Here is a 25,458-nt window from a genome sequence, read left to right as displayed (position 1 = left end):
CGTGCTCGCCGCCGCGCCTGTGCTGTCTGCCCACGAGATGTCCTTCCCTCGATCCACGTTGTCGCTTTCGACGCTATGGCTGCCGGCTCCGGCCGGGCTGGGCATTCGCTGGGAGTCGGCTGTGAGCCGGGAGGGTCAGCGCCGGCTGGCCCGCCGGTACCCGATGGTGGCCGGTACCGCGAACAGCACGATCGCGGCGGCCGACCACAGCAGGGTCAGGGTGAGCGGCCGGGCCAGTTCGCCGCCCTTGGCGAGGGCGCGCATGGTGTCCACGGCGGTCGACATGGGCTGGTTGTGCACGATCGGTTGCAGCCACTGCGGGTAGGCGGCCAGTGGGACGAAGCCGGTGCTGAAGAACATCATCAGCGAGGTGAGGATCGTAATCGCCTCCACCAGGGTGGCTTTGGCGGTGTAGACCGCGACGGCGGTGACCACGGTGGCGAACGCCAGGCCGAACAGGGTGGGCACGAGCAGAAACGCGACCGTCGCGGCCAGACCCTGCTGGAAGCGGAAGCCGAGCAGGTAGCCGACGATGACCACGGTGACGGTGCCGGCGAAGATCCGGCAGCCCTCGGCGAGAATCCGCGAGGCCAGGCCCGACGCTCGATGCACCGGCAGTACCCAGAACCGCGCCAGCAGCCCGGCATCGCGTTCCCGTCCGAGCAGCACCCCGCCGGCGACCGCGCCCGAGAGCGCACCGACGACGGCGACCATCGGGACCGAACCGTAGAGCGCGTCCTGGCCGGTGAACTTCTGGATCTGCCCGCCCACCACGATGTCGAGCATGAGCAGCAGCAGGCAGGGGATGAGCAGGGTCTCCAGCAGGGTGATCGGGTTGCGCGCCCAGCGCAGCAGCAGCCGCTGGGTCTGGATGACGGTGTGCCGGATCAGCGCGGTAGCCGAGGTTTCCGGCGCGGTGCGCAGGTCGGCGGGGTCGGCGGCGGGCAGGGTCATCATCGCCTCCTGGCACTCAGCCGCACCGCCGCGGGCGCGCAGACCGCGAGGATGCCGAAGGCCCAGGCCAGCGGCGGCCCCATGAGCGACCACGACACGTCGCCGGCATTGCCGAGGGTGTCGCCGGCCAGCGCGCGCAAGGCGATGACGAACTGGGAGACCGGCTGGTTGCGCACGAACGGTTGCACCCACTCCGGGAATTGGGCCGCGGGTGCGAGTCCGGTGGACAGCATGCCGAGGATCAACGGCGGCAGCACCAGCGCCTGCGTGGTGGCCTCCGGGCTCTTCGACAGTGTGCCGATGACGTCGGCCGCCAGCGTCAGCGCGATGCCAACGAGCAGCGCGAACAACAGGAACCCCAGTGTGTGCACGGCATCGAGGCGGAACCGGAACCCGATGACGTACCCGCAGACCAGCGCCGTGGTGAGCGCGATGACCAACCGGAAGACGTTGCCTGCCATCCGCGCGGCGACCGGAACGAACGGGTTGATCGGCATGGCGCCGAAGCGGCGGTTGAGTCCGGCGACGGCGTCGGTGGCCGCCCGGAACGCCGCCGAGATGGCCGTGAACGCGGCCGCCTGCAGGATCACGATCGGCATCATGAACTGGGCGTAGCTGCTGAATCCGGTGCCCGCGAACATCATCACGGTCTTCAGCGGCAGATAGAAGCTCGCGGTGAAGGCCGCCGGTGCGAGGATCGAGGACAGGATCTCACCGGACCGCACCGACGGCACGATGAACCGGGCGGTGAGCACCCACCACTGCGCGGGGGTCACCTGCCGGGCCCGTGTGCCCGTCAACCAGACCGCGGCGGTCATGGCAGTGCCTGTGCCGCAGCGGGTTGCGGCTCGGCCTCGGACTCGGTGGCGGCGAGGTGGCCGGTGAGCTGGAGGAAGACGTCGTCGAGCGACGGGCGGCGCAGTGCGATATCGACCAGTTCGACCCCGGCCGCGTCCAGTCGCCGCAGCGCCTCCGCCAGCGTTTTCGCGCCATCGGGGGCGGGGATCGCGATGCGGTCGGATTCGGTGGTGAACATCGCCCGATTGCCCTGCGGCAGCAGCGAACCGAGCGCGTCGGCGATGGCCGGCAGATCGCCGAGATCCAGCGGCACGACCTCGCAATAGCTGCCACCGGTGCGGGCCTTCAGTTCGTCGGCGGTGCCCGCGGCGATCACCACGCCGTGATCGATGACGATGATCCGGTCGCTGAGCGCGTCGGCCTCTTCCAGGTACTGGGTGGTGAGCAGGGTGGTGATGCCCGCCTGCTGGAAGCCGCCGACCAGATCCCAGACGCCCTGTCTGCTGCGTGGATCGAGGCCGGTGGTCGGCTCGTCCAGGAACACCACCTCCGGGCGCACGACCAGCCCGCAGGCGATATCGATGCGGCGCCGCATACCGCCGGAATAGGTGCCGACCCGCCGTCCCGCCGCGGCGACCAGGTCGAAGGCGGCGATCAGCTCGTCGGCGCGGGCGCGGGCGGCGCGTTTGCGCAAACCCATCAGCCTGCCGAACATCACCAGGTTCTCGTAGCCGCTGAGCATGTCGTCGAGGGCGGCGTACTGGCCGGTCAGCATGATGGATCGGCGCACCGCGGCCGGGTCGGCGACCACATCGTGGCCGGCCACCACCGCGCGCCCGCGATCGGGCGGGATCAGCGTGGACAGGATGTTCACCGTCGTGGTCTTGCCCGCGCCGTTGGGGCCGAGGATGCCGAGCACCTCGCCGGGGGCGGCGTGGAAGTCGACGCCGCGCAGCGCGTGGACGGCGCCGAAGGATTTCTCGATGCCTTCGACGAGGACGCCGTGATCGGGACTCATTGCGGGCCTCCCAGATGGGTATCGAGCTCCTGCGCGATGATCGAGAGCGCGTAGGGGGTGGTCATTTCGTCGTGGGTGACGTCGACGTCGTGGTCGGTGATCGTCCCGCTCACATAGGGCCGCCAGCCCTCGGGCCCGAAGATGTCGGAGCTGTCGACGGTGGCGCTGAAATACACCAGGTCGCCGTCGTAGCGCGGCCGCTGGTAGCCGGTGCGGGTGCGGGCGGAGGCGTTGTAGGAGGCCGCCATGCGTTCGATGGTGTCGGCGTCGATGATCGAGACGCCGCCGAAGCGTTCCCGGATCAGTTCGGCCGCTTCCCGCGCGGTGGCCTCGGCGGGCACGTTGTCGATGCCGAACACGGCGCCGAAACTGTTGACGAAACCGCCGGGGGTGAGCCGCTCGATGCTGTCGCCGTCGATATCGGCGGTGTCGGCGTCCAGCAGCGCCACCACGCCCACCGTCGCGCCCTGCGCGCGCAGTTTCGCCGCCATGTTGTGGGCGATGAGTCCGCCGAAGGACCAGCCGAGCAGGTGGTAGGGCCCGTCGGGCTGAAGGGCACGGATTTCGCGGATATAGCGGTCGGCGAACTCGTCGATGGAGCGGGCCGAGGGTTCGCGACCGGACAGGTCGGGCGCTTGCAGGCCGTAGATCGGGCGGCCCGGCCGCAGCCGTTCGGCCAACCCGAGGTAACTCCAGGCCATGCCCGAGGAGGGGTGGACGCAGAACAGTGCCGGTTCGCTGCCGTCGGGGCGGATCGGCAGCAGCACGTCGAGGCCGAGTCCGGTTGCCGGGGCGGGTGTCTGCGGCGCGGCTTCGGTGCGCTGGGCCTCCGGTGACGCGGCGTAGGTGGCGAGGGCGGCGAGCGCTTCGATCCACAGGTCCGCCAATTCGGTGACGTCGGCGCCGTCCAGCAGGGTGCGCGGATAGCCGAATGTCGCGTGCAGCCGGTCGCCGATGACCACCGAATCCACCGCGAGCGCGGACATCAACGGGACATCGGGATGTTCGGGGGCGGGCAGTTCGCCGAGATCGTCGGTCGGTAGCCAGCCAAGACCCTCCAGGCCCGCCGGGATGTCGGCGGTGGAGTACCGGCCGAGATAGTTGAACGCGATCTGCCCTGGCAGTGCGCGCGGAAGCCGCTGCGCGGTCTCGGGATTCAGGTAGCGCAGCAGGCCGAATCCGATGCCCTTGTCCGGCACCGCGCGCAGCGTGCGTTCGACCGCGCGCACCGCGGCGCCCATCGCGTGGCCGCCGGTGAAGGCGTCGTCGACGTCGATGTCGGTGAGCGCCAAGCGCACCGGGTAGAGGCTGGTGAACCAGCCGACCGTCCGCGACAGGTCGGCCCCTGGCACGACCTCCTCCTGCCGGCCGTGGCCTTCGAGCCGGATCAGCGCGGTGGATTCGGTGGTGCCGCGCCGGGCGCGCCAGCGCATCAGGGCCAGCGCGAGCGCGGCGAGCAGGCCGTCGTTGACGCCGCCGCCGGACAACCGTGGCAGGTTGCCGAGCAGGGCCGCGGTGACGTCGGCGGTGACCGTCACCTCGACCGTGCGCAGCGTGTCGGACAGGTCGATCGCCGGATCCAGTGCGCGAGGGCCGAGCAGCGGGTCGGGTCCGGCCACGACCGCGCGCCAGTAGTCGAGTTCGGCGATGCGGTGCTCGGTGTGGGCCTGCTCGGTCAGTGCGCGCGACCAGCGGCGCATGGAGGTGCCGGTCTCGGCGAGCACCGGCGCTGTCGCGGTGCTGACCTGCGCCCAGGCCGCGATCAGATCGGGCACCAGGATGCGCCAGGACACCGCGTCGACGGCGAGATGATGCAGCACCACGATCAACCGGCCCGATGCGGTCCTGGTGCCGGCCGCGCCGACCGGATCCAGCCACAGGAACTGCGCCAGGACCCCCTCGGCCGGGTCGAGCCGGTGCAGCGCCGAATCCAGTTCGGTGACCGCGAATTCGTGCAGCTCGACGGTATCGGCCACGACGTCGAAGGTGATCCGGTGCAGGAGAGCCCCGACGTCGACCGCGCCAGGGGCCGCGACACTCCACCGCCAGTCCGTACCGTCGTGGCGCAGCCGCGAGCGCAGCATGTCGTGCCGGTCGACCACGGCGGTGAGGGTCGCGACCAGCTGCTCGCGGTCGATGCCCAAAGGCAGCTCGAGTACCGCCGTCTGGGCGAACCGGCCGAAATCACCGCCGCGCTCGATCATGTAGCGCACGATCGGGGTGAGCGGCAGTTCGCCGACACCGCCGCCGGGCAGCTCCTCCAGCATGACGGCGGGGCCTGCCGCGTCGGCGGCCGCGGCCAGCGCCGCGACGGTGCGATGTTCGAAGACCTGTAGTGGCGTGCAGGCGATGCCGCGCAGTTTCGCCCGCGACACCAGCTGGATGGCCAGGATGCTGTCGCCGCCGAGGGCGAAGAAGGAATCGTCGGCGCCGACCCGTGGCCGGCCGAGCAGTTCGGCGAAGATCTCGGCGAGGGCCTGCTCGGTCGGGGTGCTCGGCGGCCGGTAGGCGGTCTGCTCGGTGGCGAAGACCGGGGCGGGCAGCGCCTCGCGGTCCAGTTTGCCGACGGCGGTGCGCGGTATCTCCTCCAGCACGACGAACGCCGCGGGCACCATGTACGACGGCAGGATGTCGGCGGCGAACGTCTGCACCGCGGTCAGGTCGATCTCCGCGCCAGGTGCGCGCACCAGATAGGCCGCCAGTGCCGTGGATCCGGTGGGGCCGGGGACACCGAGGGTGACGGCGAAGTCGACGCCCTCGGCGCGTCCAAGCACCGCATCGATCTCGCCGAGCTCGACGCGCTGCCCGCGCACCTTGATCTGGAAGTCGGTGCGCCCCAGATATTCCAGCTCCACCGTGCCCGTGCTCGTGCGCACCCAGCGGGCGAGGTCACCGCTGCGATACAGGCGAGTGCCTGGCGCGCCGAACGGGTCGGCGACGAAGCGCGCGGCGGTGAGGCCGGGCCGGTTGTGGTAGCCGCGCGCCAACGCGGGGCCGGTCAGATACAGCTCGCCCGCGACGCCCACCGGGACCGGGCGCAGGTGATCGTCGAGCACCAGCACCGCCGCTCCGCGAATCGGTGCGCCGATGGTGACGGGCGAGTTCGGCAGCAGCGGCCGCGATGCCGTCGCCCAAATGGTGAATTCGGCGGGACCGTACAGGTTCAGCATGCGGCGATGGGGGCCGCTGCACCAGCGCTCGACCAGCTCGGCGCCCACCGCCTCGCCCGCCACCGCCAGCATCCGCACGCTCGACACCGCGTCGGCGTCGACGGTGGCCAGCGCCGACGGCGTGATGACCAGATGGCTGATTTGCTCGGCCTCGATCAGCTCGGCCAGCGGGCTGCCACCGTAGACCTCCGGCGGTGCGACGACCGCTGCCGCACCCGATCCGAACGCCATCAGCGCCTCGAAGATCGAGGCGTCGAAGCTCGGTGACGCTACCTGAAGGACACGGGCCTGCTCGTCGAGCCCCAGCAGCTCACCTTGTGCGGCAACGAGATCGGCCAGCCCACGGTGGGTGACGGTGACCCCCTTCGGGGTGCCGGTCGAGCCGGAGGTGTAGATCAGCCAGGCGGGCTGATCCGGGTGCGGCTCGGGGACCGGACGCGGTGACGAAGCCACCGCGGGGTCGCCGTCCAGGACTACCCAGTGCGTGCTGTCGGGCAGTGCGGGCCGATGGGCGGCGACCGTGACACCGAGCCGGGCACGGGAATCGCCCAGCATGTGCTCGATCCGGTCCACCGGATGCTTCGGATCGACCGGCAGGAACGCCGCGCCGGTCTTCGCGGTGGCCCACAGCGCGATGAGCAGCTGCGCTGATCGTGGCATGCCGAGGGCGACAACGGTTTCCGGTCCGGCGCCGGCCTCGATCAGTCGCGCGGCGAGCCGGTCGGAGTCGGTATCGAGGTCGCGATAGGTCCGCGTCCGCCCGTCGGCGATGATCGCGGGACGATCCGGATACCGCTGAGCCGAGCGGGCCAGGAGCTGCGCCAGCGTCGTGGTCCCCGCGCTGCCGGGCCCGCGCACCGGAACCAGCTCGGCGCGCTCGGCGTCGTCGAGGAGATCGATCTCGGCCAGCGGCGCCCCGGGATCGGCGACGACGGCGGCGAGCAGCCGCACCCAGCGCCGGGCCAGCGTCGCGGCGGTGTCGGGTTCGAACAGGTCGGTGGCGTAGGTCAGCAGGCCCTGCACACCCTCCGGCCCGCCGGGGCCGAAGCGTTCGCGGAGGTCGAGGATGAGATCGAATTGCGCGCTGTCACGCTGGAAGTCCTGCACCTGCACCCGCAGACCGGGCAGTTCGAGCATCGGTTCGACGAAGTTCTGCAACGACAGCGAGACCTGGAAGATCGGATGATGCGCGGTCGAGCGCGGCGGGTCCAGGACCTGCACCAGCCGTTCGAACGGCACATCGGCCGCGGCGAACGCGTCCAGATCGCGTCCACGCACCGAGGCGAGGAATTCGGCGAAACTCAGCCGTTGATCTACTGGGGTGCGCAGGGCGAGCGTGTTGACGAACATGCCGACCAGCCGGTCCAGCGCTGCATCGCCGCGACCGGCCACGGGCGTGCCGATCACGATGTCGTCGGTGCTGCCGAGCCGGGCGAGCACGGCCGCCAGCGTCGCGTGCAACACCATGAACACGCTGGTCTCGGTGGTCGCGGCCAGTTCGGTGAGCCGGCGATGCAGCGCGGGATCGATGGTGAGCGGCACATCCGCACTGCGCATCGACTGCACCGCCGGACGCGGCCGGTCGGCGGGCAGATCGAGCACGTCGGGCGCGCCTGCCAGGGTTTCGGTCCAATACCGGATCTGCTGCGCGGCCAGGGATTCCGGATCGGATTCGTCGCCGAGTAGCTCACGGTGCCACAGCGCGAAGTCCGCGTACTGGACGGGCAGCGGCGCCTGCTCGGATTCGGTGACGGTCGTCGACGGCCCATCCACCGCCACGGAACGATGCCTGGCGTAGGCGGCCATCAGGTCGGTGGCCAGCGGCGCCATGGAGAACCCGTCGGCGCTGATGTGATGGACCACCAGGACCAGCACATGCTCCGGTTCGGCCGTGCCGATGAGGCGGAAGAGGCCGAGCCGCAACGGGGGCTGCTCGGTGATGTCGAAACCGGCACCGGTCAGCTCCGCGATGCGGACCCGGAGTGCGGCACCGTCATCGGTATTGGTGATCTCGAGTGCCGGCGTGGCGACCTCGGCGCCGATCACCACCTGACGCGGCCCCTCGGCATCGGCGGGGTAGATCGTGCGCAGGCTCTCGTGGCGGCCCACCACATCGCCGAGTGCCCGGCGCAGCGCGGCGAGATCGAGGTCGCCGGTCAGGCGCAGCGCGACGGCGATGTTGTAGGCCGCCGACGCCGGGTCCATCCGGTTCAGCACCCACATGCGCTGCTGGGCGGGCGAGAGCGGCACCCGGTCCGGGCGCACCCGGGGCGCGAGCACGAACCGGCCCCGCGCGCCGTCGGTGGCGGGCACGATCCGGGCCGAGAGCTGGGCGACGGTCGGTGCGTCGAACAGGTCGCGCAGCGCGATGGTCGAGCCCAATGCCGCGTTGACCCGCGCCACCACCCTGGTCGCGCTGAGGGAATTGCCGCCCAGTTCGAAGAACGACTCGTCCGCACCGACCCGTTCGCTGCCGAGCACGTCGGCGAAGACCTCGGCGACGGCCTGCTCCACCGGTCCGCGCGGCGCGAGGTAGGGCCGCCGAGCCGCGGCGAAGTCCGGCACCGGCAGCGCGGCCCGATCCAGCTTGCCGACCGGCGTCAACGGGATCTCGTCCAGCACCACCAGATAGGCGGGCACCATGTATCCGGGAAGTTCAGCGGCGACGCGGGCGCGTAGCTGTTCCGGGTCGAGCGTCGCACCGGCGACGGGCAGCACATACGACACCAGCACCGTCGCCCCCGCCGGCCCGGCCCGGCCGATGGTGACGGCGTATTCGACGTCATCGACCGCCGACAGCACCGCGTCGATCTCACCGAGTTCGATGCGCAGACCACGGATCTTCACCTGGAAATCGCTGCGCCCCAGATACTCCAGCGCCAACGCGGAGTCGCCGTCGCGCACCCACCGCACCATGTCCCCGGTGCGGTACATCCGCTCGCCCGCGTTACCCGAGGGGTAGGCGACGAATCGCCCCGCCGTCAAGGCGGGCCGGTTGAAGTAGCCGCGGGCCAGCGCCGGGCCCGCCAGATACAGCTCGCCCGCGACACCGACCGGCACCGGACGCAACCAGGTATCGAGCACCAGCGCCGACGCGCCACGAATCGGGCCGCCGATGGTGATCGGCGCACCCGCGGTGAGTTCGGCCGGACCGGTGGCCCACACACTGAACTCGGTGGGGCCGTACACGTTCACCATGCGCCTGCCCGGTGCCCAGCGCGCGATCAGCTCGGGGGTCGCGGCCTCACCGGCGACGGCGAGTACCCGCAGTTCCGACAGGTCCGTCGGTTCCATGGTGGCCAGCGCCGAGGGCGTGATCACGGCATGGGTGACCCGCCGAGTGCGCAGCAAACGCTGGAGTTCGCTGCCGCCGTACACCTCCGGCGGCGCGACCACCAGCCGCGCGCCCGCGCTGTGCGCCATCACCAACTCCGACACCGACGCGTCGAAACTCGGTGAGGCCACCTGCAATACCGCGGCGGAGGCATCGATGCCAAGGGTTTCGCGTTTGCCCGCGGCGAGATTGGCGATGCCGCGATGGCTCACCAGCACGGCCTTGGGTTTGCCGGTGGAGCCGGAGGTGTAGATCAGATACGCGGTCTGGTCCAGATCGATCGGGCCGCCGCGCTCGGCGTCGGTGATCGGGTCCGCCGAGACGGTCATGGCGCGGCGCATGGTGGGCAGGTCGTCGAGCAGCAGCCAGTCGATGGTGCCGGGCAAGCTCTCGCCGATCTCGGTGACCGTCACGCCGATGGGGGCCTTCGAATCGGTGAGCATGTGCTCGATCCGTTCCACCGGATGACTCGGATCCAGCGGCACGAACGCCGCGCCCGTCTTGGCCAGCGCCCACACCGCCACCACCGATTCCAGCGAGCGGGTCAGGGCCAGCACCACGAACACCTCGCGGCCGACGCCGCGCCGCAGCAGCACCCGGGCGAACCGGTTCGACCAGGCATCGAGATCGCCGTAGGTCATGGTGAGTTCGCCGGCGTCCACCGCGAGGGCGGCGCGGTCGAGGCGGGCGCCGTCGGCGAGGATGTCGGGCAGCGGTCGCTGCGGCGCCGACGGCGGCCCCTGCACCGGCGCGAGTGCGGCGAGTTCGACGTCGTCGCAGTACCGCAGCCGGGCCACCGGGCGCCCGGGATCGTCGGCGAGCTGCACCAGCAGCCGGACGAAACGATCCAGCAGCGGGCCCGCCTGGCTCGCGTCGAAGTGGTCGGCGAGGTATTTCAGCGTGATCCGCAGCGAATCGCGGCCGTCGAGCCCGCGCAGTGGAATCACCATGAGATTCAGCGGATACGGCGTGGCATCGGTGCCCGCCACATCGAGCACCCGCATCCCGGCGATGTCGAGAGCCTGCGACAGCGCTTCCCGATCGATCGGATACGACTCGAACACCGCGAGCGTGTCGAACAGTTCCGGCAGTCCGACGGCCTGATGGATGGCGGCGAGCCCGACATGCTGATGATCGAGCAACCGCGCCTGCTCGGCCTGCACCCGCGCGAGCAGGTCCGCCACCGATTCGCCCGGCGCGAACCGCACCCGCACCGGCAGGGTGTTGATGAACAGCCCGACCATGTCCTCGACGCCGGCCAGTTCGGGCGGCCTGCCCGACACCGTGCCGCCGAACACCACGTCGGTGCGGCCGGTGAGCATGGCGAGCAGCATGGCCCACGCCGCCTGCACCATCGTGTTGACCGTCGCCCCGCAGTCGCGGGCCGCCGATTCGAGCCGGGCGAGGGTCGTCGCGGTGAGCTCGGCGGAGACCTCGGCGGTCTGCGGGGATTCGATATCGGCCAGCGATGCGACCGCCCGGGTGGGTGTGTCGACACCCGCGAGATACCGCGACCACGCCTGGACCGAGGCGTCCTGATCCTGTTCGGCCAGCCAGGCCAGGAATTCCCGGTAGGACCGGGCGGGCGCGAACGCGGTGGTGTCACCCGAGGTGACGTAGAGGGTGAGCAGTTCGCGCACCAGCAGCGGCGTGGACCAGCCGTCCAGCACCAGATGATGGTTGGTCATGATCAGCCGGTAGGTGTCCGGTCGGAGGTGGATGAGGGTGAACCGCAGCAGCGGCGGACGGGTGAGATCGAAGCGGGTGTTCGCGTCCAGGGCGATCAGCCGGTGCAGTTCCCGATCACGTTCGGCCTCGCCGGTCGCGGTGAGATCGATCTCCTGCCAGCCGACCTCGGCTGCCCCGAGCACCAATTGACGTGGGCCGTCCTCGGTTTCGGTGAACGCCACCCGTAGGTTCTCGTGCCGGTCGACCAGCGCCTGCGCGGCGCTGCGCAGCCGGTCCGCGTCGACGGCGCCGGCGAGGGTGAGCAGCGACTGCACCGTGTAGCCGTCGGCGGTGTCGGAGTCGTAGCGGGCGTGGAAGAGCAGGCCGTACTGCAAGGGCGAGAGCGGCCACACGTCCACCAGGTCGGGGTAGCGCTGCTCCCAGTCGTCGATCTGGGCCTGGGTGAGCGGGACGAGGTCGAAGTCCGACGGCGACCGTCCACCGGCGCCCGCGTGGCCCGCATGCGTGACCAGCGCTCGCAGGGCCGCGCTCCACAGCTCGGCGAGCTCGGCCACGTCGTCGGCGTCGAGCAGGTGGCCCGCATAGTCCCAGGTCACCTCCAGCCCGCCGTCGGTAAGCACGGCATTGATATCGATCACGGCGGGCAGCGGTGCGCCATCGTCCTGGGTGGCGGCGAAGCGGCGCGGCAGCCACGCGCCGGAGGTGGCGGTGCCCGCCCGGCCGAGGTAGTTGAATCCGAGCTGCGGCTGCGGTGCCTCGGCCAGGGCCGCGGCGGTTTCGGCGTCGAGGTGACGCAGCATGCCGTAGCCGACGCCCTTGTCCGGGACCGCGCGCAACTGTTCCTTGGTCGCTTTCACCGCGGCGCCCGCGGCGGCGCCACCGGCGAACGCGTCGTCGAGGTCGATGCCGGCCAGGTCGATCGCGACCGGGTACACGCTGGTGAACCAGCCGACGGTGCGCGCCACATCGGCGCCGGGCAGGATCTCCTCGGCCCGGCCGTGCCCTTCGAGGGTGATCAGCGCGCCGGTGCGGGTTCGCCAGCGGCACAGCGCCATCGTCAGTGCGGCGAGCAACACATCGTCGGCGCCGCAGTGGAATCGATCGGGCACGGTGGTCACCGCGGTATCGGCGATCTCGGCCGGGATCACCGTCTGATGGCGGCCCATGGTGGCGACCACGTCGACCGCGGGATCGAGGGCGCGGCGGCCGAATGGGGGATCCTCGGTCGACAGGATGCGTTGCCACACCGGCAGTTCGGCCGCGCGGGTCGCGACCTGCTCGGTCTGTGCCCGCGCCCAGCGCCGGAACGACGTGCCTACCGGCGCGAGCTCGCCGCCCGCGGCCGCGACGGCCAGATCGGGCAGCAGGATGCGCCACGAGATTCCGTCGGTGACCAGATGATGCAGCACCAGCCAGCACAGCGGTTCGGCGTCGCCGTGCTCGATGATGACGAAGCGGGCCACCACTCCGGCTTCGGGATCGAGCCGGTCGGCGGCGTCCTGGAGTGCGCGCTCACAGGTGGTTTCGGGGTCGGGCCCAGCCTCGATGACGTCGATCAGCGCGTCGACCTCGACCGAACCCGGCCCGGCAACAACCCATTCCCACGCCTCGCCGACCGGTCGTAACGTCGATCGCAGCACATCGTGGTGGTCGATGACGGTCCGCAGCGCGGCACGCAACCGGTCCCGGGTGAACCCGTCCGGCAGCCCGATCAGCACGGCTTGCGCGAACCGATGCCATGGGCGCCCGTGCTCCACCATCGCCCACACGATCGGCGTGAGGTCCACCGGACCCACCCCACCGCCGGGCAACTCGCGCACCTGCTCCGCCGACACCTCGGTAGCGACAGCGGCCAACGCGGCCACCGTCTTTCGCTCGAACACATCGCGCGCGCTGAACCCCAATCCGGCCGCCTTGGCCCGCGACACCAGCTGGATCGAGACGATGCTGTCGCCGCCGAGCGCGAAGAAACTGTCGTCGACGCCCACCGCGTCCAGGCCGAGGACCTCGGCGAACAGGGCGGCGAGCGTGTGCTCGGCTGGAGTGGACGGCGCCCGCCCGGTGGTCGGCGCCGGAGCGAAATCCGGTGCGGGCAGTGCCTTACGGTCCACCTTGCCCAGCGGGGTGAGCGGCACCTGGTCGAGCATCATGATCGCCGAGGGCACCATGTAGGCGGGCAGGCTCCGGCCCAGCGCCGCACGCAGAGCCTCCGGATGGACGTCGCCGGCGGCCAGCACATACGACACCAGAGCTGTTGACCCCGCAGGGGTCTCGGTCCCGAGGGTCAACGCGAACTCCACCCCCGGTTGCCGCTGCAGCGCATCGTCGATCTCGCCGAGCTCGATCCGGAAGCCGCGGATCTTGACCTGGAAGTCGCTGCGGCCCTGGTATTCCAGCTCGTGCCGCCCGTGCGCGGCGATCCAGCGCACCAGATCGCCGGTGCGATACATCCGCGCGCCGGGGGAGTACGGGTCGGCGACGAACCTGCTCGCCGTCAGCCCGGTACGCCGGTGGTAGCCGCGCGCCACCCCTGGACCCGCGAGATACAGCTCGCCGACGGCGCCGGGCGCCACCGGGCGCAACCACGCATCCAGCACCACCGCACGGACCGCACGGGCCGGGCCACCGATGGTCACCGGGGCGCCGGGCGTCATCGGCGCGGTGAGGGTGGCGGTGACGGTGGTCTCGGTCGGTCCGTAGCCATTGATGAGCGCGCGGCCCGCCCAGGTGGTCACCAGTTCCGGCGGGCAGGCGTCACCGCCGACGACCACCGTCCGCAGCCGCGGCAGCGACGCCGGATCCAGCGATCCCACCACCGTCGGCGTCACATTGAGATGGGTGACCTCGAAGGTGCGCAGCACCTCGGCCAGCTCCTCGCCCGCGAACGCGGCGGGCGGCACCACCACCAGCGTGGCCCCCGCGGTGTAAGCGATGAGGATCTCCTCGACCGAGATGTCGAAGCTGGGCGAGACGGCATGTGCGACAACAGCGTCGGCGTCGACACCGAAGCCCGCGCCGGAGCCGGCCGCCAGATCGGCGAGACCACGATGGGTGACCAGCACGCCTTTGGGCAGACCGGTGGAACCGGAGGTGTAGATGATGTAGGCGACCTGATCCAGACGCACGGGCGCGCGTCGGTCGGCGTCGTGAACCGGCCCCGGATCCCGCGCGGCCACCGATTCGGCGGTGGCGAGATCGTCGAGCACCAGCCACTCCACGTGCTCCGGCAAGGTCTCGCGCGCGTCGGCCACCGTGACGCCCGCGACCACACCGCTGTCGTCGAGCATGTGCTCGATACGGTCCAGCGGATACGTGGGATCGATCGGCACGAACGCCGCGCCGGTCTTCGCGATCGCGAACATCGCCAGCACCGATTCCACCGAACGCGGGATGGCCGTGGCGACACCGCGTTCGGGCCCGGCCCCGGCCGTGATCAGCACCCGGGCCAGCCGGTTGGTGTACTCGTCGACCTCGCGGTAGGTCAGCCGCGCCGCGCCGCCCACCAGCGCGACGGCCTCCGGGTCGCGCACCGCGGCGAGCAGTTCGGGCAGCGTCCGCTCGGCGCCACCCGCAGGGCCGTGCGCAGGCACCAGCTCACCCCGCTCGGCGTGGGTCAGCGCCACGATGCCTGCCAGCGGGGCGTCGACCCCCGCGGCCAGGAATCGGTGCAGGAACAGCAGGAACCGTTCGTGGTGGGCTGCCAGTTCGGGATCGCTGTAGAGGTTGGCGTTGGCCTGGAAATCGATGTGGGTGCTCTCCCCGCCGACGCCCGGATACAGGTTGACGAACAGATCGTCGATCAGCCCGGAGGTGAGCACATGCAGCCGGCCGACGACCGAGCCGAGCGTGATCCTGGTGTCGGCCATCATCAGATTCACCGTCGGACCGAAGGAGGCGGCCTCGTCCATGGACCAGCCAAGATCGCGGACGATGTCCTCCTGCCGGTAGCGCTGTCGCCGCAGCGCACCGGTCAGCTCGCCCTGCGCGGCCAGGATCGTCGCACCCACCGTCATCGTCGGCGACAGCGTCAGCCGCAGCGGGACCACATTGGCGATCATCCCGCCCGAACGCCGCAGCGTCGCGGTGATCCGCGCCGACACCGGCAGGCTCAGCACCACCTCGCCGGCGCCGGTCATCGTCGACAGGTAGGCGGCGAACGCGGCCACCACCGTCGGCGCCATCCCGGAACCGGCCGCCTCGGCCACCTCGTCCAATAGGGCCGCGGTCTCGGCGGGCAGCGCGCCCGCGACGCGGGCCGGATGCGCCTCGACCTCGGCGGTGCGCCCGGCCAGATTCACCGGATCGGCCATCCCGGCCAGATGGTCACGCCAGTACTCACGATCGGCGGCGAACCGGTCGGAGCTGCGATAGGCCAGATCGGCGTCGACGATGCGGCGCAGATCCTCGGCCTTGCACGGCGGCGCCTGCCTGCCCTCGGCGGCCGCGTTGTACAGCTCGGCGGTGCGCTGCACCATGGCCAGCGCGCCCATGCCGTCGAGCACGATGTGGTGGATGCGCGAATACCAGAACCAGCGCTCATCGCTCAGCCGCAGCATCGCCATCCGCACCAGCCGATCCCGGGTCAGCTCCAGGGGCGCGGAATATTCGGCGCGCATCCAGGCGTGTGCCGCGGCCTCCGGGTCCGGCTCCGCGCGCAGGTCCAATTCGCGGATGCTGTCGTCCAGCGTGGGATCGACGACCTGGAACGGATGGCCGTCGACCTCGATCAGTCGCAGATACCCGGTGCCGAACTCGCGCCCGGCCTGCCGGGCGGCCGCCGCCAGGGCTTGCGCGTCGATCGGCCCGGCCAGCTCGATGTACTGGGCGATCGAGATCGGAGTGTCGCCCGCGACGTGCTGGGCGAACCAGATACCGCGCTGGGCGGCAGAGAGCGGGAACGCGCCCGCCGGGAGAGCGGGTGCGGAGTCGGTGGGTGCGGAGGATAGCTGTGTCATGGAAGTCCTACGTTCCGACCGCGCTGTAGCCGACCGAGGCATTCGCCCCCGAGCTACCCCGGTGGTGGTAGTACTCGCCGCGCAGCAACAACACGGCAAGTCCAGTGTGAACCGGCGCGCGCCGCGCCGTGGGCGTATCGGCCACACTGCGCGCCCGCGATTTTCCGGGCCGGGCCGCGCCGCGCGACGAGCAGAAAACGCCGATCAGGCCGAGCGTGCGGTGACCGCGAAATCCGCCTCGGTCAGCGGGCCGTCCGAGCCGGCCAGGTAGCGCCGCAACGTCGACCGGTCATCGAGCACCAGCCAGCTGATCCGATCGTCGAGCTGCGGACGTTCCTGCTTGGTGGTGACACCGATACCGGTGCCGAAGGCGGTGGATTCGCCCTCGTGCATCGTCATCGGGATCGCGCCGATCTTGACGACGGCGCGTTCGGCGACCACGGCCTCCACCGGCTCGTCGACGGCGATCGCCACGCGGATCCCCGGGCCCGCGCCGATCTCGAGCAGCAGCCTGGCCAGTCGGTTCGACCAGCTGTCCAGCTCGGCATAGGACAGCGAGACATCCGCGGCGTCCAGCACGACCGCCTGCGGGTCGACGGCGGCGGGCCGGGCCGTCGGCAGCACGGTGACGTTGCCGGTGTGCGATTCGACTGGAGTGTGCATGGTGTCCCCTCGGAGGAATGGAAGGCGCTGTTGGTTGTCTTCCACTCTCGCCGTCACGGGGCCGCGGCCCCAGCACCCCAAGGCGCGGGCTCACACCCTCTCAGGGTGGTGGTTTGCCCACCCAGGGTGGCCCCGGCCGGGGAATCAGTCGTTGACGTAGGCGTTGAGGGTGTTGCGCAGATCGGTGAGCACGGCGCGGGCCGCGGTCAGGCCCTTGGTGTGCCAGATGGTGTCGTCCACCGCGAACACCCGCCGGTCGGTGGCGGCGCCGAGCGCCTTCCACTCATCCGAACGCAGCACCGTCTCGCCGTGTTCGCGGCCTTCGGGGCCGGCGAACATGACGTAGATCAGATCGCCTTCCACCGGCGTCAGCTCGGATTCGTCGACGTCGAACGAGCCCGCGCGCTGGGCGGTCGGACGATGGGCGCCGAGGGCCGCTAGCACCTGCGCGGGCATGGTCTCGTTGCCGAGCACCCTGGTGCCGTCGCCGGTGAAGCGGACGAGGGAGGCCTGAGTGAGGTTGGCGGCCACGGCGTTTCCGGCGTCTGCCGCCTCGGTGCGGAAGTTCGCCAGCGCCGTCTCCGCCGCCGCGGACCGTCCCATTGCCGCGGCGAGGGTGGTGAACTGGTGCTGCCAGTCGCCCGTGTCACCGATCAGCACCGTCGGCGCGATCCCCGACAGCGCACCGAAATCGGCGCCGGCCGCGGGCAGGTCACCGATGATGAGATCGGGGTGCAGGGCCGCGATCAGGGCGGGGTCCGGCGCGGCGACGGTGCCGACGCCGGGGATCTCGGAGATGCCGGTGCCCAGGTAGCTCGGCTGCGGGCGCGGGCCATCGACGGTGGCGGCGCCGACCACCCGCTCCCACAGGCCCACCGCACACACCGCGTCCAGCGCCGCGGTGCTGAGCACCACGATGCGCTGCGGGTCGGCGGGCACCTCGGTGACGCCGAACGGGTGGGTGACGGTGCGGGTGGCGCCGGCGGCCGGATCGGGCGCGGTGGGCAGGCTGCACGCGTGCGCGGTATCGCGCTCGAGCCCCACCACTCCCGCACCGGCGATATTGGTGGTGGTGCGGATGATCGAGGCCGAATCATCGGCGGGCGTCGCGCAACCCGCGCCGAGCATCGCGGCGCAGCCGACGACGACGGCACCCATGATCGTGCGGATTCGGGTGCGTGCATGACCCATCGCGCTCACCGGCATGCCGGTGAGGGTACATGCGCGCACCCTCGATCCGCAGGTGAGGTCGGCCGGTGCTCAGCCCTTGTCGCCGCCGAGGCTGAATCGCGCACCGTTCGGGTCGACGAGGGTGGCCAGCCGCCCGTACGGGGTGTCCTCGGCGGGCGCGGTCACCGTCGCACCCAGGCGCACCGCCTTCGCGACGGTGGCGTCGACGTCGTCGGCGCCGAAATACACCGACCATCCGCCCGGTGACCCCTCCGGCGGGAAACTCGAACCGTCCATCACGCCACCGAGCATGGGGCTGGTGGAATGCAGCGTGCTGTAGCGGAACTCCGGGGTGTCGGAGATCGGGAACAGGTCGTCCCAGCCGAAGACGGTCCGATAGAACTCGACCGAGCCGGCGAAATCGCGGGTGGTGAGTTCGAACCAGGACGGGGCGCCGTGATGATCGCTCCACTGCCCGCCCTCGACCAGCCCGGCGGTCTCGAAACCGCCGAAGGTGCCCGCCTGCCAGATGCCGACCCCCGCGCCGCTGGAATCGCCGAGAATCGCCATCGAGCCGAGATCGCCGACCGCCATCGGCGCCACCACGATCTGCCCGCCGTGCGCGACGGCGGCCTTCGCGGTCGCCTCGGCGTCCTCGACGGCCAGGTAGACCGTCCACTGATCCGGGCTGTCGGGATCATCGGGCATCCGGCCCATCCCGCCGCCGACGGCCTTACCGTCGGTGCGGAAGGTGAGATAGCCGCCGAAATCGTCATCGCGTTCGGCGGTCCAGCCGAACAGTTCCCCGTAGAAGGCGATCGTGCGATCGGGGTCGGAGCTGTAGACATCGACCCAGCAGGGATCGCCGGGCCGGTGCGCTGCGTTCTGTGCCATCTGCGCTCTCCTCGGTGTTCGCACCGCCGCCGGGATCAGCGGCGATGTCCATCGATAGAGACGACGCGGTCGAGCCGGACTCATCGGTCCGCGCCGCGCCGACACACCGGGCCAGGGCAGCGGAAACGGGTGTCGAGGGGCCGCGAATACGACACAGAGTAGGACCCGCTCGGTCGCCTGCGGCAGCACGGTTTACGATTCGAAGAGCGCAAGCTAACCGTCGTGTGCCCGGGCGCCACCGGACACATGCTGACAGTGGAGCCTGCGGAGCGACCTAAAGGCACCTTCAGGAGGATCAGTGACTGCCGTAGAGCCCCAGCCAGTCCCTCAATTAGAAGCGACTAGGCCTTTTCCGGCGCGGACCGGTCCCAAGGGGTCGTTCATCTACAAGATGGTCACCACGACCGACCCGAAGGTCCTCGGCGTCATGTACCTGACGACCTCGATGGTCTTCTTCCTCATCGGCGGCCTGATGGCGCTGATGATGCGTGGCGAGCTGGCGCGCCCGGGTCTGCAGTTCCTCTCGCCCGAGCAGTTCAACCAGCTGTTCACCATGCACGGCACGATCATGCTGCTGTTCTATGCGACCGCGATCGTGTTCGGCTTCGCCAACATCATCCTGCCGCTGCAGATCGGCGCCCCCGACGTCGCCTTCCCGCGACTGAACGCCTTCAGCTACTGGCTGTACGCGTTCGGCGCCACCATGGCGACCGCGGGCTTCATCACCCCTGGCGGCGCGGCCGACTTCGGCTGGACGGCCTACGTCCCGCTGACCGACATCCTGCACTCCCCGGGCGTCGGCACCGACCTGTGGATCCTGGGCCTCGCGGTCTCGGGTCTCGGCACCATCCTCGGTGGTGTCAACATGCTCACCACCGTGGTCTGCCTGCGTGCACCCGGTATGACCATGTTCCGGATGCCGATCTTCACCTGGAACATCGCCGTCACCAGCGTCCTGGTCCTGCTCGCCTTCCCGCTGCTGACCGCCGCCCTGTTCGGCCTGGCCTACGACCGCCACCTGGGTGGCCACATCTACGACCCGGCCACCGGCGGCATCCTGCTCTACCAGCACCTGTTCTGGTTCTTCGGCCACCCCGAGGTGTACATCATCGCGCTGCCGTTCTTCGGCATCGTCTCCGAGATCTTCCCGGTCTTCAGCCGTAAGCCGATCTTCGGTTACACCACCCTGGTCTACGCCACCCTCGGCATCGCCGCCCTGTCCATCGCGGTGTGGGCGCACCACATGTACGCCACCGGCGCGGTGCTGCTGCCGTACTTCTCGTTCATGACCTTCCTGATCGCGGTCCCGACCGGTGTGAAGTTCTTCAACTGGATCGGCACCATGTGGAAGGGGCAGCTGACCTTCGAATCGCCGATGCTGTTCTCCATCGGCTTCATCGTCACCTTCCTCTTCGGTGGTCTGTCCGGTGTCATCCTGGCCAGCCCGCCGCTGGACTTCCACGTCACCGACTCCTACTTCGTGGTCGCGCACTTCCACTACGTGCTCTTCGGCACCATCGTGTTCGCCACCTACGCCGGCATCTACTTCTGGTTCCCCAAGATGACCGGCCGCATGATGGACGAGCGGCTGGCCAAGTGGCACTTCTGGACCACCTTCATCGGCTTCCACACCACCTTCCTGGTGCAGCACTGGCTGGGTGCGGAGGGTATGCCGCGCCGTTACGCCGACTACCTGCCCAGCGACGGCTTCACCACGCTGAACACGGTCTCCACCATCGGCGCGTTCGTGCTGGGCGCCTCGATGCTGCCGTTCCTGTGGAACGTCTTCAAGAGCTACCGTTACGGCGAGGTCGTCACCGTGGACGATCCGTGGGGCTACGGCAACTCGCTGGAGTGGGCCACCACCTGCCCGCCGCCGCGGCACAACTTCTACGAGCTGCCGCGGATCCGGTCCGAGCGTCCGGCCTTCGAGCTGCACTACCCGCACATGGTCGAGCGGATGCGGGCCGAGGCCCACGTCGGCTGGGGTTCGGGCAAGCATGCCACCGAGGTGCATGAAGGCGCCCTGACCAAGTAGCGGAAGACAGCATTCGACGATGAGTGTGCACTCGCCGGGGTGACCAGCGGGTGCATGCGCAGCAGACAATTCGTAGTTGCGGCGTCGGCGGCCCCCCGGGTATCCGTTGTACGCCGCTTCTGCGTTTCACACAGACTGGAGCGCAGGTTTTGGCAGACACCACAGTTCTCGTCACCGTCACCGGTCCCGACCGGCCGGGCGTGACGTCGGTGCTACTCACGGCGATGTCGCGCCATCAGGTCAGCCTGCTGGATGTGGAGCAGGTCGTCATCCGGGGCCGTCTGACCCTCGGGGTGCTGGTGACCTGCCCGAACGACCCCGAAGAACTGCAGGACGAGCTCGAAGAGGCGATGAACACCGTCGGCATGCACGTCGACGTCGACATCGATGCCGAGCCGGCCCGCGCGCCGGTGCCCACCCACGCTGTGGTGATCCTCGGTGCGCCCGTCACCGCCCGTGCCTTCAGCGCCGTCTCCCGTCAGCTCGCCGCGCTCGGCGCCAATATCGATGCCATCCGCGGTGTCGCCGACTACCCGGTGACCGGTATGGAGCTGATGGTCAGCGCCACCGACCCCGGCGAGGACACCGATTCCCGGCTGCGCACCGCACTGGCCGACGTCGCGGTGGCCGAGCAGGTCGACGTGGCGGTGGAGCGGGCCGGACTGGCGCGCCGGGCCAAGCGGCTCATCGTCTTCGACGTCGACTCCACGCTGATCCAGGGCGAGGTGATCGAGATGCTGGCCGCGCACGCCGGCGTCGAGGACGAGGTCCGCCGGGTCACCGAATCGGCCATGCGCGGCGAGATCGATTTCGGTGAATCGCTGCGCCAGCGGGTGGCGACCCTCGAGGGGCTGGACGAGTCGGTGATCGAGGAGGTCGCCGAACGGATCGAGCTCACCCCCGGCGCCCGCACCACCATCCGCACCCTGCGCAGGCTCGGCTTCCGCTGCGGGGTGGTCTCCGGCGGTTTCCGCCAGGTGATCGAACCGCTGGCGCACGATCTGGAATTGGATTTCGTGCAGGCCAACACGCTCGAGATCGTCGACGGCAAGCTCACCGGACGGGTGGTCGGCGATATCGTCGACCGGGCCGCCAAGGCCACCGCCCTGCGCAAATTCGCCGCCGAGGCCGGGGTGCCGATGGAGCAGACCGTCGCGGTGGGCGACGGCGCCAACGACATCGACATGCTCAACGCCGCCGGACTCGGTGTCGCCTTCAACGCCAAGCCGGCGTTGCGCGAGATCGCCGACGCCGCGCTGTCGCACCCCTACCTGGATGCGGTGCTGTTCATCCTCGGCGTCACCAGGGACGAGGTGGAGGCGGCCGACGCCATGGACGGACTGCTGCGCCGGGTACCGCTGGGCTGAGCCGATGACCGATACGCCGCAGCAGGCCGCCCCGGTCGAGGAGATCGAGGACACCGCGCCCGCCGAACCACGCCCGACCGACGGTGATTTCGCCGCAAGGCACGCCGAGCTCGCCGCGGGCTACGGCGGTGCGGGCGACCCCGACGATCCGGCGCTGGTGCAGGCCATGCAGATGGTCCTGTACCTGCCCAAAGCCGACCCGCCCGCCCGCAGCGCGCTGCTGGCGGCCGCGGCGGCGTCCGGGGTGGCGCTGTGCCTGGATCCGCGCGTCGGCCCCGGCGGGGAATGGGCCGACCGATACCTGGCGTGGAAACGGTCCCGGATCCGCAAGGTCGCCCGGCGTGCGCGCGGGGCGCAGTGGGCCGCGGCGAACGAGGTCGACGGCGTCACCGTGGAGCTCGGTGGCGCACAGGCCCGCGCGCTCGTCCCCGGCCCGGTCGGCGCGATCGACCCGCGGATCAGGAAGCTGCAGATCGGCGGCACCGACCTCGACCACGACGACCCGGGCCCGCCGGATCCCGAACTGCCCGTGCTGTGGGTGAATTCGGCCCTCGGCATGACCCTCGGCAAGGCCGCGGCACAGGTGGGGCACGCGAGCATGCTGCTCGCCGGTGCGCTGCCCGAGCGTGCCGCGCTGGCCTGGGCCGAGCGTGAGTTCGCCTGCGCGGTGCGCGAATCGGATCCCGAGCACTGGGCCGAGCTGAGCCGCGCGGTGCAAACGGGCACGGCCGTCGCGGTGCGCGATGCCGGATTCACCGAAGTGGCACCGGGTTCGATGACGGTCATCGCGACACCCGGCCTGCTCACTCGCTGAATCGCCCGGTATCTGTCACCGCCGGTACGCGGCCCGGTCGTACGCGCGCGTGGCTTTTGAGCCAAGATGGAGCGCGTGCCGCAACCGGATCCCGATCTGCTCATCGATTTCACCGACGTCACCATCCGCCGCTCGGGCCATACCCTCGTCGGCCCGGTCACCTGGCAGGTGGAGCTCGACGAACGCTGGGTCGTGCTCGGCCCCAACGGCGCGGGCAAGACCTCGCTGCTGCGGATGGCCGCCGCTGAGGTGCATCCCACCTCGGGCATCGCGCATCTGCTCGGCGAGGTGCTCGGCAAGGTCGACGTCAGCGAACTGCGCCCGCGCATCGGTCTGTCCTCGGCCGCGGTAGCGGGCCGGGTGCCGCGCGAGGAGAAGGTCAGCGATCTGGTGGTCTCGGCCGGCTACGCGGTGCTCGGCCGCTGGCGCGAACGCTACGACGACGTCGACGCCGACCGCGCCATCGACATGCTGGAAAGCCTCGGCGCCGAGCACCTGGCCGACCGCACCTACGGCACCCTCTCCGAGGGCGAACGCAAACGCGTGCTGATCGCCCGTGCGCTGATGACCGACCCGGAACTGCTGCTGCTCGACGAACCCGCCGCCGGCCTGGATCTCGGCGGCCGCGAGGAACTGGTCGAGCGCCTGGGCGACCTGGCCGCCGATCCGGACGCACCGGCCATCGTGCTGGTCACCCACCACGTGGAGGAGATCCCACCGGGGTTCACCCACGGGCTGCTGCTCAACGAGGGCTCCGTCGTCGCCCAGGGGCTGCTGACGGATGTGCTGACGGCGGAGAACCTCAGCGAGGCCTTCAGTCAGTCCATCGCGCTCGATCGGGTCGACGGACGATACTTCGCGCGCCGGGCGCGCCGCTTCGGCAAACACCGTTCTCGCTGAGTGGTCGGAACCCCACGCCGTCGGCGTGCCCGTTCCCAAGCGAGCGTTAGGGTGCAGGAATGAGTGATGTGGTGCTGCCCAAGGATGCTTCGACGGTGATGCTGGTGCGCGACGGGGCCACCGGCCCCGAGGTGTTCCTCCAGCGCCGGGTCGGAGCCATGGCCTTCGCCGCGGGCATGACCGTCTTCCCCGGCGGCGGCGTCGACGCCTCCGACGCGACCGCCGACATCGCCTGGGCCGGGCCGGAACCGGCCTGGTGGGCCGAGCGTTTCCGCACCACCGAACCGCGTGCCCAGGCCCTGGTCTGTGCCGCAGTGCGGGAAACCTTCGAAGAGTGCGGGGTGCTGCTGGCCGGCCCGGCCGCCGACCAGGTGGTCGCCGATACCACCGGCTATCGCGAGGCCAGGGGCAAGCTGGAGCGGCGTGAGCTGTCGCTGGCGCAGTTCCTGGTCGAGGAGAAGCTGGTGCTGCGCGCCGATCTGCTGCGCCCGTGGGCCAACTGGATCACCCCCGAGGTCGAGAAGCGTCGCTACGACACCCGATTCTTCGTCGCCGTGCTGCCCGAAGGCCAGCGCGCCGACGGCGCGACCTCCGAAGCCGACGAGGTCCAGTGGCGTACCCCCGCGGCAGCGCTGGACCGCTGGCGGGCCGGGGCCGACATCCTGCTGCCGCCCACCTGGGCTCAGCTGGACGCGCTGTCCGGCTACGCCTCCACCGCCGAGATCCTGGCCGCCGAGCGCGCCATCGACCCGATCGAACCGGTGTTCAGTGCCGCCGAGGGCAGGAAGGCGCTCAGCTTCCCGGACTGCGCCCGGTACTTCGACGACCTTCCCGATCAGCGCAAGCTGCAGGGCTCCACGCGCGAATGAAAGATCCGGCGCGCACCCGGTAGGTTGCCAGCCATGGCCGAATTCGTGACCGTGGACGAGCTGGACGGCGAGACCGAACGCCGGGTGGCGGTACTGCGTATCGCCCGTGCGCCGATGAACCTGCTGAACATCCAGGTGGTGCGGGAGCTGGCCGCCGCGGCGCATGCGGTCGGCGTGGATCCGCGCATCGGCGCGGTGGTGGTCTACGGCGACGAACGCGTCTTCTGCGCCGGCGACGATCTCGCCGAACTGGCCGCGCTCTCCGCTGAGCAGGCCGGCGCCGTGGCCGCCGATCTGCAGCACGCGCTCGGCTGCCTGGCCCGGCTTCCGCAGCCGACGGTGGCCGCGATCAGCGGCTACGCGCTCGGTTCCGGCCTGGAACTCGCCCTCGGCGCCGACCGCCGCGTCATCGGCGACAACGTCAAGCTCGGGCTGCCGCAGATCAAGGCGGGCCTGATCCCGCTGGCAGGCATCCGCAGGCTCACCGCACTCATCGGGCCGGGCGCCGCCAAGGATCTGGTGTACACCGGCCGCTTCGTGGAACCGGACGAGGCACGCGCTCTCGGACTGGTCGACGAGGTCGTGGCACCCGATGACGTCTACACCGCGGCAGTGGGTTGGGCGCGTGGTTTCCTCGACGGTCCGGCCCGCGCATTGGCGGCGGCGAAAGCGGTCTTCGAGGCGGGCCCGCACGGCCACGATCGGGCCCGAATCGCGTGGTCGGAGCTGTTCGGCACGGAAGATCGCCTGATAGGAACACGTTCTTATTTGGCCGACGGGCCCGGCTCGGCGGAGTTCGTCGGACGCTGATCCGCCGCCGCGCGC

General features: G+C 70.5%; 13 protein-coding genes. 6 read left to right on the top strand and 7 right to left on the bottom strand.

All coding sequences use genetic code 11. From position 1 onward, the window contains the following. Positions 1-135: 135 nt before the first annotated feature. From AC4HOU_RS06670 to AC4HOU_RS06640, 7 genes are all read right to left on the bottom strand, one after another. Positions 136-957, bottom strand: a complete 822-nt coding sequence (locus AC4HOU_RS06670; protein WP_194992217.1) for an ABC transporter permease — start codon at positions 955-957, stop codon at positions 136-138. After that, positions 954-1,772: an ABC transporter permease gene (locus AC4HOU_RS06665; protein WP_490724235.1), complete on the bottom strand. Its 819-nt coding sequence runs from the start codon at positions 1,770-1,772 to the stop codon at positions 954-956. Before AC4HOU_RS06665 ends, AC4HOU_RS06670 begins: the two co-directional genes overlap by 4 nt. Then, positions 1,769-2,770, bottom strand: a complete 1,002-nt coding sequence (locus AC4HOU_RS06660) for an ATP-binding cassette domain-containing protein (RefSeq protein WP_163816189.1) — start codon at positions 2,768-2,770, stop codon at positions 1,769-1,771. The genes AC4HOU_RS06665 and AC4HOU_RS06660 overlap by 4 nt, the downstream gene beginning before the upstream one ends. After that, complete coding sequence (locus AC4HOU_RS06655) at positions 2,767-15,918, bottom strand: amino acid adenylation domain-containing protein (RefSeq protein ID WP_490724234.1); 13,152 nt, start codon at positions 15,916-15,918, stop codon at positions 2,767-2,769. The genes AC4HOU_RS06660 and AC4HOU_RS06655 overlap by 4 nt, the downstream gene beginning before the upstream one ends. 204 nt (positions 15,919-16,122) lie before the next feature. After that, the gene (locus AC4HOU_RS06650; protein WP_195019785.1) at positions 16,123-16,581 is read right to left on the bottom strand and encodes an AMP-binding protein; all 459 of its coding nucleotides are present in this window, start codon (positions 16,579-16,581) and stop codon (positions 16,123-16,125) included. Positions 16,582-16,725: 144 nt separating this feature from the next. Beyond that, positions 16,726-17,787 (bottom strand): ABC transporter substrate-binding protein, encoded by a 1,062-nt coding sequence (locus AC4HOU_RS06645; RefSeq protein ID WP_228815127.1) that lies wholly within the window; start codon positions 17,785-17,787, stop codon positions 16,726-16,728. A gap of 54 nt (positions 17,788-17,841) precedes the next feature. After that, entirely contained in the window at positions 17,842-18,645 is an 804-nt protein-coding gene (locus tag AC4HOU_RS06640) for a VOC family protein (RefSeq protein ID WP_490724233.1), read from the bottom strand. Positions 18,646-18,943: 298 nt separating this feature from the next. On the opposite strand from AC4HOU_RS06640, the gene ctaD reads away from it, so the two are divergent. From ctaD to AC4HOU_RS06610, 6 genes are all read left to right on the top strand, one after another. Then, the gene (ctaD, locus tag AC4HOU_RS06635; protein WP_138447082.1) at positions 18,944-20,683 is read left to right on the top strand and encodes an aa3-type cytochrome oxidase subunit I; all 1,740 of its coding nucleotides are present in this window, start codon (positions 18,944-18,946) and stop codon (positions 20,681-20,683) included. A 149-nt stretch (positions 20,684-20,832) separates the two neighbouring features. Further along, positions 20,833-22,050 (top strand): phosphoserine phosphatase SerB, encoded by a 1,218-nt coding sequence (serB, locus tag AC4HOU_RS06630; RefSeq protein ID WP_163816181.1) that lies wholly within the window; start codon positions 20,833-20,835, stop codon positions 22,048-22,050. Between the two features lie 4 nt (positions 22,051-22,054). Beyond that, positions 22,055-22,864, top strand: coding sequence for a peptidyl-tRNA hydrolase (locus tag AC4HOU_RS06625; protein ID WP_490724232.1), 810 nt, complete (start codon positions 22,055-22,057; stop codon positions 22,862-22,864). Between the two features lie 66 nt (positions 22,865-22,930). Then, positions 22,931-23,764 carry an ABC transporter ATP-binding protein gene (locus tag AC4HOU_RS06620; protein WP_490724231.1) on the top strand — a complete coding sequence of 278 codons (834 nt, stop codon included), beginning with the start codon at positions 22,931-22,933 and terminating at the stop codon, positions 23,762-23,764. Between the two features lie 59 nt (positions 23,765-23,823). Continuing rightward, positions 23,824-24,633 carry an NUDIX hydrolase gene (locus AC4HOU_RS06615; RefSeq protein ID WP_490724230.1) on the top strand — a complete coding sequence of 270 codons (810 nt, stop codon included), beginning with the start codon at positions 23,824-23,826 and terminating at the stop codon, positions 24,631-24,633. 33 nt (positions 24,634-24,666) lie between these two features. Further along, positions 24,667-25,443: an enoyl-CoA hydratase-related protein gene (locus AC4HOU_RS06610; RefSeq protein ID WP_163816175.1), complete on the top strand. Its 777-nt coding sequence runs from the start codon at positions 24,667-24,669 to the stop codon at positions 25,441-25,443. The last annotated feature ends 15 nt before the right edge of the window (positions 25,444-25,458 follow it).

It is taken from the genome of Nocardia sp. JCM 38205 (genome assembly GCF_058222935.1).
This window is presented reverse-complemented; position numbering and strand designations above follow the sequence as displayed.

Coding starts and splice junctions, on each gene's coding strand:
- AC4HOU_RS06620 (WP_490724231.1), top strand. CDS start 22,931: ATGGAGCGCGTGCCGCAACCGGATCCCGATCTGCTCATCGATTTCACC.
- AC4HOU_RS06655 (WP_490724234.1), bottom strand. CDS start 15,918: ATGACACAGCTATCCTCCGCACCCACCGACTCCGCACCCGCTCTCCCG.
- AC4HOU_RS06650 (WP_195019785.1), bottom strand. CDS start 16,581: ATGCACACTCCAGTCGAATCGCACACCGGCAACGTCACCGTGCTGCCG.
- AC4HOU_RS06670 (WP_194992217.1), bottom strand. CDS start 957: ATGATGACCCTGCCCGCCGCCGACCCCGCCGACCTGCGCACCGCGCCG.
- AC4HOU_RS06645 (WP_228815127.1), bottom strand. CDS start 17,787: ATGCCGGTGAGCGCGATGGGTCATGCACGCACCCGAATCCGCACGATC.
- AC4HOU_RS06640 (WP_490724233.1), bottom strand. CDS start 18,645: ATGGCACAGAACGCAGCGCACCGGCCCGGCGATCCCTGCTGGGTCGAT.
- AC4HOU_RS06610 (WP_163816175.1), top strand. CDS start 24,667: ATGGCCGAATTCGTGACCGTGGACGAGCTGGACGGCGAGACCGAACGC.
- AC4HOU_RS06665 (WP_490724235.1), bottom strand. CDS start 1,772: ATGACCGCCGCGGTCTGGTTGACGGGCACACGGGCCCGGCAGGTGACC.
- AC4HOU_RS06625 (WP_490724232.1), top strand. CDS start 22,055: ATGACCGATACGCCGCAGCAGGCCGCCCCGGTCGAGGAGATCGAGGAC.
- AC4HOU_RS06660 (WP_163816189.1), bottom strand. CDS start 2,770: ATGAGTCCCGATCACGGCGTCCTCGTCGAAGGCATCGAGAAATCCTTC.
- AC4HOU_RS06615 (WP_490724230.1), top strand. CDS start 23,824: ATGAGTGATGTGGTGCTGCCCAAGGATGCTTCGACGGTGATGCTGGTG.